Here is a 12,797-nt window from a genome sequence, read left to right as displayed (position 1 = left end):
CGTGTTAACCAGCGGCCCCTGCCACCGAGTGTTCCCCCTGCTGATGCATTACAGACCCGAAATCGATGGACTGCGCGCGCTTGCCGTGGTGCCAGTCCTCCTGTTCCATGCCGGTTTCGGCCTTGTTGCCGGCGGTTTTGCCGGCGTCGACGTCTTCTTCGTCATTAGCGGCTTTCTGATCACCTCGATCATTCATAGCGAAATCCACGACGGGAGCTTCAGCATCGTCCGCTTTTACGAGCGGCGGGCCCGCCGGCTCGCGCCCGCGCTCCTGCTGGTTTGTGCCGTTTCGATCCCTTTCGCGCTTCTGTGGATGCTGCCGCAGGAGCTCAACACGTTTGGCAAGAGCCTTTATGCCGTGAATTTCTTCGCCTCGAATTTCCTGTTCTGGGATCAGACGGGATATTTCGAGCCGAGCACCGATCTGATGCCGCTGCTGCACACCTGGTCGCTGGCGGTCGAGGAGCAGTTCTATCTCGTCTTTCCGCTGCTCCTGCTTGTGCTGCGCCGTGTGTCTGCGGCAACTACGCTGAAGGTCGTGCTGGCACTCGTCGCCTTGAGTTTTGCGATGACGCAGCTCCTGGCGCGGGTCGATCCGGCCGCGAATTTCTATCTTCTGCCCAGCCGTTTCTGGGAGCTTGGCATCGGTGCGGCCCTGGCGCTTATGGGCGCCGCGAGGCTCGATCTGGCAAAAGGCCGCCGCGAACTGCTCTCGGGCCTCGGCCTGGCCGCGATCATCGCGAGCTACCTCTTCGTGCCGGAATCGGCCTTCTATCCCGGCTTTACGACGGTGCCCGTGGTGCTCGGAACGGCGCTGGTTCTTGCCTTTGCGCACGGCGACACCGCCGTCGGCCGGCTGCTGTCGCTGAAGCCGCTGGTCGCGATCGGCCTCATCAGCTACAGCCTTTACCTCTGGCACCAGCCGGTGTTCGCTTTCGCGCGGCTGAGGGCGATCGATGGGATCCCGGCCGAGGGCTATGCGCTCTTGATCGCGCTGTGTTTCGCGCTCGCCTATCTCAGCTGGCGTTTTGTCGAGCAGCCCTTCCGCAATCCCAAGCGCTTCGGGCGCGGCGCGGTCTTCGGCGCAACGCTTGCCGCCGGATCGGCGGCGATCGCACTCGGCTTCGGCTTTGATGGTTCGGACGGACTGGTTGCCCGGAACCGCGAGCTCGCGCAGTTGACACAGCCGAGCGTCGGTCTCGGCAAGAAATGCGACGCCGTCGCCGATCTCGCATGCGCCACCAGCCCGAAGCCGGAAGTTGCGGTCTGGGGCGATTCCTTTGCCCGCCATCTCGTCGATGGCGTCATCGCCTCGAAGCCGGACGTGCGGCTGGTGCAGCTTGCCAAGAACAATTGCGGGCCGTTCCTGAACCTGGCGCCCGTCGTTCCCCGGCTCGGTCGCAACTGGCCGCAGGACTGCGCGCGTTACAACGACGACGTCCGCCGCTTTCTGCTCGCCAACCGGTCGATCCGCTACGTCGTTCTGTCCTCGCAGCTCAGCCAGTATCTGCAGCAGGAGACGGTGCTCGTCGACGGCCGCAAGGAAATGCGGTCGGAAGTGAGCCTTCTCAGTGATGGCCTGCGGACGACGCTCGCCTGGCTGAAGGCCAACGGCTTCGAAGCCGTCTTCGTGGCGCCGACGCCGCATGACGGCCGCGACACGGGGCTCTGCGTGGCCAGGGCACGGTTGCTCGGCGAACCGGATCAGCGCTGCGAGCCGGCGCTGAAGGACGTGCGCAAATATGATCAGGACGTGCTCAAGGTGGTCGCCGATATCGCCGACGAATATCCGGTCGTCAGCTTCATGAACTATCTCTGCGATGCGGATAGCTGCAAGGTCGAGGACAAGGGTGTCTCGCTCTTCGAGGACTTCGGGCATTTCTCCGAGCAAGGATCTCGCCAGATGGGCCGAGCCTTCGACTTCTACCGCTCCTTCATCCAGGCGGCGGAGCGCGATGCTCTTTCCTGGCGTGAGCCGGGCACTCTGCCGCTCTTCGGGAGCGCCGATCTTTAACGGCGTGTGCCACCACCGGGCGCTGTTCATCAATCTCCAAAAGCAAACGCCCCGGATCGTGCGATGCCGGGGCGTTTGCTTTTGATTTGGCTTGTCGCTCAGATCAGGCGCGGCGGCTGCGACGCTCGCGGGCCGGCGCGGCTGCCGTTTCGTTGGCGGTCTTGTTGCGCAAGGGGCCGATCCTTTCGATGATCAGATCAAGCGTCGGGCGCTCGCGGCGCACGTGCTCGTCGAGTGCCACGCGCATGGCGGCGAGGTGGTCGCAGGTGGTGCCGCAGCAGCCGCCGATGATCTTGGCGCCGGCATCGGCCGCAAGCCGCACATATTCGGCCATCAGCGGCGGCGTGCCGGAATAGTGGATCTCGGAGCCGCGGAATTCCGGAATGCCGCAATTGCCCTTGACGATCACGGTCGCCTCAGGGGCGGCTTCGGTCATGTCGAGCAGCGAGGAAAGGATGTCCGAAGCGCCGACGCCGCAATTGGCGCCAACGGCCACGGGGCCGTTGCCGAGATCGCTGGCAACACCGTGGATATCCTTCGGATGCAGGCCCATCATCGTCTTGCCGGCGGTATCGAAGGAGCCGGTATAGACGTAGGGCAGGCCGACCTTGGCGGCTGCTTCTGCGGCCGCGCGAATCTCGTCCGGCGAGGACATGGTTTCGATCCAGGCGACTTCGGCGCCTCCGGCCTTCAGGCCTTCGATCTGCTCGATGAAGGCGACAACCGCGTCCTCATAGGAAAGCGCGCCGAGCGGAATCAGCAGTTCGCCGGTCGGGCCGACGGAGCCGGCCGTGATGACCTTGCGCGGTGCCTTGTCGGCAACGGCGCGGGCGATCTCGGCGGCGCGCTTGTTCAGCGCATGCACGCGGTCGTCCGCCTGGTGCAGCTTCAGGCGATGGCGGGTGCCGCCGAAGGTGTTGGTGAGGATGATGTCGGCGCCGGCGTCGACGAAATCCTGGTGCAGCTTGGTGATGTTCTCCGGCTTGCTCTCATTCCAGAGTTCCGGCGCTTCGCCGGCCTCGAGCCCCATGGCGAAGAGCGACGTGCCGGTGGCGCCGTCTGCGAGAAGAATGCCTTTTTCGGCAATGAGGGCGGAGAGGACATTGGATGCTGCGGTCATCGGTTTTTCCCGGCTAGAAGAGATTGCAACAAGATATAAAGATATCTTTATGTCTTGGCAAGCGTTCAGCGTCGGGAGGCTGGCGCTTCCGCGCGCATGCTCATGCGGCCGGCAAGCCCGAGCCCGAAGACGGTAAGCGCGGTCAGCAGCCACATCGGGTCGGCACGATTGAGGAAGAAGCTTTCGAGCATGGCGTTATAGGTCATGAAGATGACCACCATAACGCAGAAGTCGGCGAAGATGCGCGCCTGCGGGCGACGATAGGCGCGGATGTAATCGAAGAGCGGTTTGACGAAGAGGAGGGCCGTCATCAGAATGCCGCCCGGCGCGCCGAACATCAGCACCGCGTCGAGATAGCTGTTGTGACCGGTAACGATGCCGCGCACGTCCCAGCTCGCCTCGAAATTCGCTTCCATTCCCATGATCACGGGCGATAGCCAGAAACTCGCATAGCCCTGGCCGAGCCACGGGCGCTCGGCGATGCTGGCACTGGCGAATTTCCAGATGTCGTCGCGGCCGGTAAATGTCGGATCGTCGATCAGGGCCTTGGTGATCGAAAGCAGCGTGTCGGAATAGATGGTGCCGAGGGTCAGGCCGAAGATCAGAGCCGACATGGCGAGGTGGGCGAGGATCATCAGGCTGGGGCTGCGCACGGCGCGCCCGGCAAAGACGAGGCCGATCGCGATCGGCAGGAAGCCGATCGTTGTCTTCGACCCGGTATGAAGCACGAAATTGGCCGCAAGAAGCGTGATTGCCCAGCCGCGCAGCGGCGCACCGGCACGCAGGCAATAGATGCCGAACATGCAGAGGATGGAAAAGACCGGGGCCGAGACGTTCTTGTGCAGCAGATGGCCGCGCCAGAAGCCCGCATGCCAGGGTTCGTCGCCGAGGGCCGAATGGATGGCGCGGTCTGGCGCCACGAAGAGCGCGGCATAGTCGATCAGGATCAGAAGCAGGATGGCGTTGGCGCCGGCATTGACGAAATCTCGCTCGCTCCTCGGCAGCACCAGCACGCCCGCCACCATGATCATCGCAATGAGGCTCAGCGTCAGGCCGCGGGCGGAAGCCGCAGGGTCATAGGACTGCAGGCAGGAGAGATAGGCGATCGCGAAGATCGCGATCCAGCTCGGCGAGACCAGGCGGGCCAATATCCGCCTGTCGACCGTAAGCAGCATGGCGAACAAATAGACCGCGCCGAGCACCAGGTAGCCGACCTGGTTGATGATATTGCCTTCGTTGGCGGCGTTGGGGTCCGTGGTTACCGCACCCTCAAACGGGATCAGCGTGAAGACGATGAGGAACAGGCCAAGGCCCGAGAGCAGCGCGGCAAGACCGTGGACGAGCTCCGCCAGGCCGGCATCGAAGGCAGCCGGCACCCGCTGACGTTCGGTGGATAGGTTTGCCGTGGCTGAGTTCGGGTGCATGGCCTGCCGAAACGGGTGGAAGTTTGCCGCGTCGCGGGCGACGCCTTCGTTTGTGAACCCACGCCGGTGTCGCCGTTGAGGCTGGCCGGGCAGGGGAGACGGTCACCTTGGCGCAATCAGGTTAAACCTCGGTGAAGCGCGAGATGGTCCTGCCCGCGGCGACGGCTTGGTGCCTCGGTCGCCGGGAATGTGATATTTGCAGACGGATTGCCGCAGGTGCTTGCCGCGCCGGCCTCCTACCCGTAAAAAGGCGGGGATGTCTCGGCCGTGGAAAACGCGGCCGCTGCCGTTTTCAGCGGCATGTCTTCCATAATTCGATCACGATTTTCGTCCCGAGGTCGTTCGATAGCGTCGAAACGAGAAAACACGATATGCAGTCCCTTATCCGTATGGTCGCGTCCGCCGCGGTCTCCGTGAGCCTGCTCATTGGCAGCGCCTCCTTTGCCGCTGCCGGGCAGGCGCATTTTGTCGTCAACGCCGAGACCGGCTCGATTCTCGAAGCCGACAATGCGGACGAGCTGAACTTTCCGGCCTCGCTGACGAAGATGATGACGATCTATCTCGCCTTCGAAGCGCTGAAGAACGGCACCCTGCAATGGGACCAGAAGTTGACCGTTTCCGAACACGCCAACGGCCTTGAGCCGTTCAAGCTTGCCGTCGGCGCTGGCCGCCAGATCACCGTGCGCGAAGCGGTCATGGGCATGGTCGTGCTTTCGGCCAACGACGCAGCCGTCGTCATCGGCGAGACGCTTGCCGGCAACGAGCCCGCCTTCGGCGAGATGATGACCCGCAAGGCCAAGGCTCTCGGCATGAGCCGCACCGTGTTCAAGAACGCCAACGGTCTGCCGGATCCGGCCCAGGTGACGACGGCGCGCGACATGGCGACGCTTGGTCTCGCGCTGATGCGCGACTTTCCTCAGGAGTTCCAGCTTTTCGCCAACAAGACGATCGAGTTTCGCGGCATGAAGCTGCGCGGCCATAACGGCGTGATGAAGCGCTACGAAGGCGTCGACGGCATCAAGACCGGCTATACGGACGCCTCCGGCTACAACCTGGTGACGTCTGCCAAGCGCGGCGGCACCCGCCTCGTCGCCGTCGTCATGGGCGGCAAGACTGCACAGGCGCGCGACGACGACATGATCGCTCTGCTCGACAAGTTCCTGCCGCCGAAGGAAGACGCAAGCGCTGCAAGCGTCGCCGAGCCGGTTGCAGCGGCAACGGCAGCGAACACGACGAACTAACACGCGTTTCGATTTCGATTGTCGGGGGGCAGACTCGCCTTCCGATACAGGTTCAATCCGCCTCTAAGCCGAATCTTCGGTTCTTGTGATTGATCATCGGCGAGAAAGTCTGTCCCTCACCCTAACCCTCTCCCCGCAGGCGGAGCGAGGGGACGTGCCCGGTCGCCAACCGCCAGCCATTGGCTGGGGAGCTGGATGATCTTGTCAGGTTAGGGAATGCGGCCTTGCCGCGAGTCCCTTCTCCCCGTCAGAACGGGGAGAAGGTGCCGGCAGGCGGATGAGAGGCGCCTCGTCAGTTGGCGCGGCTGACCCCGATCATCCCGTTTCAAGCCGCCGCGCGATCCTCGTGGCTCGTTGGCGTGACCATGGCGGAGATGACGGTGGAAAGGTCGAGTGCACCGATCGGGCGGCCGTTGACGTCGACCACATGGGCGCTTGTGACTCGGGCAGCGGTCATCATGCGGGCGGCCGATTCCAGCACGGTGCCGGTCACGAGCGGTACGCCTTCGGCATTGCCCGAGAGCGGGCGCATGATCGTTTCGACATTGATCACCCGCCCACGGTTCACTTCCTTGACGAAAGCGGTGATGTAGTCGTCGGCCGGCGAAAGCACGATCTCCTGGCCGGTGCCCTGCTGCACCACGCGTCCGTCGCGCAGGATGGCGATCTTGTCGCCGAGGCGCAGCGCCTCGTCGAGGTCGTGGGTGATGAAGACGACGGTCTTCTTCAGTTCCTTCTGCAGGTCGAGAAGCACGGTCTGCATGTCGACGCGGATCAGCGGATCGAGCGCCGAATAGGCTTCGTCCATCAAGAGGATATCGGCATCGTTGGTGAGCGCGCGGGCAAGGCCGACGCGCTGCTGCATGCCGCCCGAAAGCTGGTTCGGATAGTGGTTCTCGAAGCCCTTGAGGCCGACGCGCTCGATCCAGCCGCGCGCACGCTTCTCGCTCTCCTTGCGCTCGATGCCCTGGATTTCGAGGCCGTAGACGGTGTTGTCGAGCACGGTACGGTGTGGCAGCAACGCGAATTTCTGGAACACCATCGCCGTCTTGTGGCGGCGGAATTCCCGGAGAGCGTCGTCGTTCATCTTGCAGACATCGACACCGTCATAAAGCACTTCGCCCGAGGTCGGGTCGATCAGCCGGTTGATGTGGCGGATCAGCGTCGACTTGCCGGAGCCGGAGAGACCCATGACCACCATGACGCCGCCGGCGGGCATGGAGATGTTGATGTCCTGCAGGCCGAGCACGTGGCCGTGCTTCTCGTTGAGCTCGGCCTTGCCCAAGCCTTTCTTGACGGCGTCGACAAAGTCGCCGCCGCGGGGTCCGAAGATCTTGTAGAGGTTCTTCACCTCGATCGCGTGACTAGCCATGGATAACCTCCGAGTGCTTTTGCAGCCGCTTGCCGAAGGCCTGGCTGGTACGGTCGAAAATGATGGCTATGCCGACAAGGGCAAAGCCGTTGAGGAAGCCGACGGTGAAGAACTGGTTGGCGATCGCCTGCAGCACGTTCTTGCCGAGGCCGCCGACGCCGATCATCGAAGCGACGACAACCATCGCCAGCGACATCATGATCGTCTGGTTGATGCCGGCCATGATGGTCGGCAAGGCGAGCGGCATCTGCACATTCTTCAGTTTCTGCCAGGACGACGAGCCGAAGGCGTCGGCCGCTTCCATCACTTCCTTGTCGACGAGACGAATGCCGAGATTGGTCAGCCGGATCATCGGCGGCACGGCGTAGATGACGACCGCGATGAGGCCCGGCACCTTGCCGAGGCCGAAGACCATGACGACAGGGATCAGGTAGACGAAACTCGGCATCGTCTGCATGACGTCGAGGATCGGGTTGATAAAGGCCTGCACCCGGTCCGAGCGCGCCATCAGAATGCCGATCGGAATGCCGATGACGATCGAGATGAGCGTGCAGACGGTGACCATCGCAAGCGTGACCATCGTGTCGTTCCAAAGCCCGACAAGGCCGATGGCGATCATCGACAGCGCCGTCCCGATGGTGACGTTGATGTTGCGGCTGCCGAAATAGACGACCGCCACCATGAGCACCAGGACCAGGATCCAGGGCGAGCCGACGAACAGGCTTTCGAGGTAGTTCAGGAACCATTGAAGCGGCTGGACCATCCTGTCGATGATGTCGCCATAGGACCGCACGAATCCCTTGAAGCCGTCATCGACGGTCTTGCGAGCGAGCCGGATCGTGCCTTCGTCAATGGCAGGGAACTTGCAGAGCAAAGCTGGCAAGACACTGCAGATGGATGCCATATGTATCCCCTTCTTGGCCGGAAGTCTTTTATCTCGCCGGTTGCGTCTCGGCATCGATTTGCGTCGATGCCTGCGCACACTGCTGGTGGCCTCTTTGGGCCCGGCTCTTGAACTGTGTCAGCGAAATGTGGCGTCCGCTTTACTGTTTGCGACGCGGACGGCCTCGCTTCGCCGCCTCTGGAACGACGCGCGCTCGAACGGAACCCGTGAGAGCGCTGCATTGTCCCCGTTCCGGCATCACAACCGGAACGGACAGGCGGCCGTGAGGGACGGCGCGCCTGCCCTTGTGTCGTGTCAGAGTGCCGCCTTGACCTTTTCGGCCACTTCCGGGCTCACCCACTGGGTCCACATGTCCGGGAACTCGGCGAGGAAGTGCTTGGCGCCATCCTCGTTGGTACCCTGGTTCTGGTCCATCCAGGCGAGAACCTTGTTGACGGTGCCGTTGTCCCACTTGCGCGCCTTGACGTAATCCATGGCGACGCCGGCCTTCTCGGAGAAGGACTTGGTCACGACCGTGTAGACGTCGGAAACCGGGTAGGAGTTGACCTTCGGTGTCGGGCAGTCAGGAACGGCGGTGCAGGCGTCCCAGTCGGCCTTGTCGTGGTCGACGCCGAAGGAGAGGCGGGTCATTTCGTACTTGCCGAGAATGGCGGTCGGCGCCCAGTAGTAGCCGAGCCAGCCGGTCTTCTTTTCGAAGGCGTTGGCGATCGAGCCATCGAGGCCGGCGGCCGAACCGGTATCGACCAGCAGGAAGCCGGCTTTTTCCGCGTCCAGTGCCCGATAGAGATTGGCGGTCGAGACCTGGCAGTTCCAGCCCGACGGGCAATTGTGAACGGCGGCCTTCGACGAATCTTCCGGCGACGGGAAGAGTTCCGGATGCTTCAGGGCGTCCTGCACCGTCTTGATGTCAGGATGCGCGTCTGCGAGGAATTTCGGGATCCACCAGCCCTCGATGCCGCCTTCGCTCAAGATCTTGGCGGCTTCGATCAGCCGGCCTTCCTTGATCGCGGCGTCGAGCGGCGTGCGCACGGCGTTGACCCAGAGTTCCGGCGCCATGTCGGGTTGCGACTTTTCGTTCATGGAAGCGAAGGTCGGCATGGTGTCGCCGGTGACCAGCGTCACGGTGCAGCCGTAACCGTTTTCGAGAATGAACTTGTCCACCTGGGCGGCGACGCCGGCGGAAGCCCAGTTCATTTCGGCAATGCTGACTTCACCGCATTCCGCAGCCTGCGCGGAACCCGCCAGAGCATAGAGGCCCGCGGCGAGAATGGTGGAAGCGAGGAGTTTCTTCATGTTGCAAGACCTCCCAGTCTTTATTTGCAGCCAATTTCCAAACGGGAACCCACGGCGGATGCCGAGCATCCTCCGTCACCCGGAGCAACTATGCAGCCTGGGGTTCGGCATCAAATTAAGCCAAGGTTCACCCTTGCTGCGGACGGTGCGGGAGTTCGTTTTCAGCCCTGGCCGCGGAACCCTGTCGCCAGCCAATCTCCTCTTATACCGCCAGCCAAGCCTAAGTATTCTCATTGAGAAATCAACCTCTTCAATCGGAACGTCGGGTCGCCGCCGCTCTTTACGCGTTCTGTCTGCGACATCGCCGGCGGGCGCTTTTTGAGCATGAGGAAGGCCGAATTTAAGCAATACCGACAATTCCTGCCGCAAAAAATGGCGCTATGCGCCACATCGTTCGAATCCCTGTCGAGATCCTGACGTTTCCTGTCGTGATTGCGTCACGGCGATTGTCGCGCATGTCGCGAAAAAAATTCAAAAAAAGCCGAAATTCATCTTTGGTTAAATCCTCAATAACCATCCGGTAACGATGTCCAGCTAATTGTTCTTTTCGCGGCGGGGGACTGCCGCGGGTCCGGATCAGGTAGTGCGTCCCGGATTTCAAGCGAACCTTCGGTGCGTTACCCCGAAGTGACCAGGCGTTTTTTGGGTGGCCGCATCCCTCTTTTCGAGGTTGATGCGGCCTTCGCATTTCAGCACCAGCGTCGGACATAAAAAAACCGCCCCGGATGGGGCGGTGGAGGAGGCTCTGGGAGGAGAGCTCGAAGGGGCATCTGCGCCCCGATCGCGGACCTAGCCGACGTTCGACGTACGGATGAAGCCGAGCGGACCGAAGGGAGCGTCGACGACGAGGTTGCGCACGCGTGACTGGCTGGTCGGAACCTTGGAGTTCCAGGCGATCTGGACGAAGTTGGGCTTGCTGAAGATGTACAGCATGGACGTAAACCTTGAGAGGCCGGAGGCCTGTCCCCCGGAGCGTGTTGCTATGCCGCTGATATAGGTGTGCGCTGCAATAGAATGAATGCCAAACTCGCCATGCGATGTCGCAATTTGGCTACCGGCTGCGGCATTTTCGACAAGCCTTGCGAAAGGCCGAAACAATGCGTGAGAAGCCTCACTTAATTGCGGCGAAATCGTGTCGAAACAGACCTTTGCCGCTGACCGTTTCAGTGTTACCGATGGCCGCATGACACGCAGGATCATGTTGCAGGGAACCGGCTCGGATGTCGGAAAATCGGTACTGGTGGCGGGGCTCTGTCGGCTCGCCGCCAATCGGGGCTTAAAGGTCCGGCCGTTCAAGCCGCAGAACATGTCGAACAACGCCGCCGTTTCCGACGACGGCGGCGAGATCGGCCGGGCGCAATGGCTGCAGGCGCTGGCCGCGCGCGTGCCGTCGTCCGTGCACATGAATCCCGTGCTTTTGAAGCCGCAGTCCGACGTCGGCAGCCAGATCGTCGTGCAGGGCAAGGTGACGGGGCAGGCCAAGGGCCGGGAGTACCAGGCGCTGAAACCGAAGCTGCTTGGCGCCGTGCTGGAAAGCTTCGAACAGATCTCGGCCGGCGCCGATCTCGTGGTGGTGGAGGGCGCGGGCTCGCCGGCGGAGATCAACCTCAGGGCCGGCGATATCGCCAATATGGGCTTTGCGACACGCGCCGACGTGCCGGTCGTGCTCGTGGGCGACATCGACCGCGGCGGGGTGATCGCCTCGCTCGTCGGCACCCATGCGATCCTTTCGGACGAGGACCGGCGCATGGTCACCGGGTACCTTATCAACAAGTTCCGCGGCGACGTTACGCTGTTCGATGATGGCATCGCCGCCGTCAACCGCTTCACCGGCTGGCCTTGTTTTGGCGTCGTGCCATGGCTGAAGGCAGCAGCCAGGCTGCCGGCAGAAGATTCGGTCGTGCTGGAGAAACTGACGCGCGGCGAGGGACGGGCGCTGAAGGTTGCCGTGCCGGTGCTGTCGCGCATCGCCAATTTCGACGACCTCGACCCGCTGGCCGCCGAGCCCGAGGTCGATCTCGTCTTCGTCCGGCCGGGCAACCCGATCCCCGCTGATGCCGGCCTCGTCGTCATTCCCGGATCGAAGTCGACCATCGGCGATCTCATCGATTTTCGGGCGCAAGGCTGGGATCGCGATCTCGAGCGCCATGTGCGCCGCGGTGGACGGGTCATCGGCATTTGCGGCGGCTACCAGATGCTCGGTCGTCGGGTCACCGATCCGCTCGGCATCGAGGGTGGCGAACGTGCGGTCGAGGGCCTCGGGCTTCTCGACGTCGAGACCGAGATGGCGCCGGAAAAGACCGTGCGCAACAGCCGCGCCTGGTCGCTGGAGCATGACGTGGCCCTCGAGGGTTACGAGATCCACCTGGGCAAGACGCAAGGGGCCGATTGCGACCGACCTTCGGTTCGCATCGGCAACCGTGCGGATGGTGCGCTTTCTGCCGACGGCCGGGTGATGGGTACCTATCTGCACGGGCTGTTCACGAGTGACGCCTATCGCACAGCACTTTTGAAGAGCTTCGGCATTGAAGGCGGCGCCAGCAACTATCGCGAGTCGGTCGATGCGGCGCTCGACGATGTCGCCGGCGAGCTGGAGGCGGTACTCGACCGGCGCTGGCTGGACGGACTGCTCGGCAGATAACCGAAAAGGCGGGCAGCGGAAATCATCGGGATTCCTGGCGACAGCATGGACAAGCCTGAAACCCCAGCATCTTCCGCCGTTCCGCTGTAGAATTCACTGGGAAGGACGGAGCGCTCAGCTGCGGCCGCGCGCTCGGAGACAGGTGTTGCAATGCAGGACGAAACCAGACGAGCCCATTGGGACAAAGCCTATCAATCGAAAGGCGAAGCGGGGGTCAGCTGGTTCGAAGATGCGCCCGCCGTTTCGCTCGATCTCATCCGCAGGCACGTGACGATCGCCACCGCGTCGCTGATCGATATCGGCGGCGGCGCCTCGCGGCTGGTGGACGCGCTGCTCGACGAGGGCATGAAATCAGTGACGGTGCTCGATCTGTCGCCGGCGGCGCTCGATGCCGCCAGGGCAAGGCTCGGGCCGCGGGCCGACGCGGTCCACTGGGTTGCGGCCGATGTGACCGCGTGGCGGCCGGATCGGACCTACGACATCTGGCACGACCGCGCCGCCTTTCATTTCCTGACCGATCCGGACGACCGGGCGGCCTATATCGAACGCCTGACGGCGGCCGTCGTTCCGGGCGGACACGCCGTTATCGCCACCTTCGCGCCCGATGGTCCGGAGCGCTGCAGCGGTCTGCCCGTGGCGCGTTACGACCCGGCGGCGCTGGCCGAAGTGATCGGACCGTCCTTCCGGCTTGTCGAGCATATCATGCACCAGCACACGACGCCGTGGAACTCGACGCAGGCCTTCCAGTTCAGCGTGCTGCAGCGGGTGACGCACTAGGGCCGCAACCG

General features: G+C 63.0%; 11 protein-coding genes. 4 read left to right on the top strand and 7 right to left on the bottom strand.

Features of this window, described 5'->3' with window-relative positions; translation table 11 throughout:
* Positions 1 to 43 precede the first annotated feature (43 nt).
* Positions 44 to 2,014 (top strand): acyltransferase family protein, encoded by a 1,971-nt coding sequence (locus tag IB265_RS08715; RefSeq protein ID WP_192494755.1) that lies wholly within the window; start codon positions 44 to 46, stop codon positions 2,012 to 2,014.
* A 103-nt stretch (positions 2,015 to 2,117) separates the two neighbouring features.
* On the opposite strand, the gene bmt is transcribed toward IB265_RS08715, so the two are convergent.
* On the bottom strand, positions 2,118 to 3,134 hold the full coding sequence (gene bmt, locus IB265_RS08710; protein ID WP_192494754.1) for a betaine--homocysteine S-methyltransferase: 1,017 nt from the start codon (positions 3,132 to 3,134) through the stop codon (positions 2,118 to 2,120).
* A gap of 65 nt (positions 3,135 to 3,199) precedes the next feature.
* A complete protein-coding gene (locus tag IB265_RS08705; protein WP_113737637.1) occupies positions 3,200 to 4,558 on the bottom strand; it encodes an O-antigen ligase in 1,359 nt (452 codons plus the stop codon).
* A 371-nt stretch (positions 4,559 to 4,929) separates the two neighbouring features.
* Here IB265_RS08705 and IB265_RS08700 point away from each other — a divergent pair, with 371 nt between their 5' ends.
* Positions 4,930 to 5,799 (top strand): D-alanyl-D-alanine carboxypeptidase family protein, encoded by an 870-nt coding sequence (locus tag IB265_RS08700; RefSeq protein ID WP_057254171.1) that lies wholly within the window; start codon positions 4,930 to 4,932, stop codon positions 5,797 to 5,799.
* A 325-nt stretch (positions 5,800 to 6,124) separates the two neighbouring features.
* Here IB265_RS08700 and IB265_RS08695 read toward each other — a convergent pair whose 3' ends face one another.
* The 5 genes from IB265_RS08695 to IB265_RS08675 all read right to left on the bottom strand — a co-directional run bounded on the left by IB265_RS08695 (position 6,125) and on the right by IB265_RS08675 (position 10,301).
* The gene (locus tag IB265_RS08695; protein WP_057254173.1) at positions 6,125 to 7,171 is read right to left on the bottom strand and encodes a glycine betaine/L-proline ABC transporter ATP-binding protein; all 1,047 of its coding nucleotides are present in this window, start codon (positions 7,169 to 7,171) and stop codon (positions 6,125 to 6,127) included.
* A complete protein-coding gene (locus IB265_RS08690) occupies positions 7,164 to 8,075 on the bottom strand; it encodes a proline/glycine betaine ABC transporter permease (RefSeq protein ID WP_057254175.1) in 912 nt (303 codons plus the stop codon). The genes IB265_RS08695 and IB265_RS08690 overlap by 8 nt, the downstream gene beginning before the upstream one ends.
* A 294-nt stretch (positions 8,076 to 8,369) precedes the next feature.
* Complete coding sequence (locus IB265_RS08685) at positions 8,370 to 9,368, bottom strand: ABC transporter substrate-binding protein (RefSeq protein WP_057254177.1); 999 nt, start codon at positions 9,366 to 9,368, stop codon at positions 8,370 to 8,372.
* A gap of 340 nt (positions 9,369 to 9,708) precedes the next feature.
* A complete protein-coding gene (locus tag IB265_RS08680; protein WP_162771008.1) occupies positions 9,709 to 10,077 on the bottom strand; it encodes a hypothetical protein in 369 nt (122 codons plus the stop codon).
* An 80-nt stretch (positions 10,078 to 10,157) separates the two neighbouring features.
* Positions 10,158 to 10,301, bottom strand: a complete 144-nt coding sequence (locus IB265_RS08675) for a hypothetical protein (RefSeq protein ID WP_093234608.1) — start codon at positions 10,299 to 10,301, stop codon at positions 10,158 to 10,160.
* 250 nt (positions 10,302 to 10,551) lie between these two features.
* Between IB265_RS08675 and IB265_RS08670 the strand changes: the two genes are divergently transcribed.
* Together IB265_RS08670 and IB265_RS08665 are read left to right on the top strand one after the other, a co-directional pair.
* On the top strand, positions 10,552 to 12,009 hold the full coding sequence (locus tag IB265_RS08670; protein WP_113737665.1) for a cobyric acid synthase: 1,458 nt from the start codon (positions 10,552 to 10,554) through the stop codon (positions 12,007 to 12,009).
* Between the two features lie 150 nt (positions 12,010 to 12,159).
* Positions 12,160 to 12,786, top strand: a complete 627-nt coding sequence (locus tag IB265_RS08665; protein WP_113737638.1) for a trans-aconitate 2-methyltransferase — start codon at positions 12,160 to 12,162, stop codon at positions 12,784 to 12,786.
* Positions 12,787 to 12,797: the final 11 nt, after the last annotated feature.

The sequence above is a fragment of the Ensifer sp. ENS10 genome, assembly GCF_014852025.1.
GTDB lineage: Bacteria > Pseudomonadota > Alphaproteobacteria > Rhizobiales > Rhizobiaceae > Ensifer.
The sequence above is the reverse complement of the archived record's forward strand: the minus strand, read 5'-3'. Positions and strand labels throughout refer to the sequence as shown.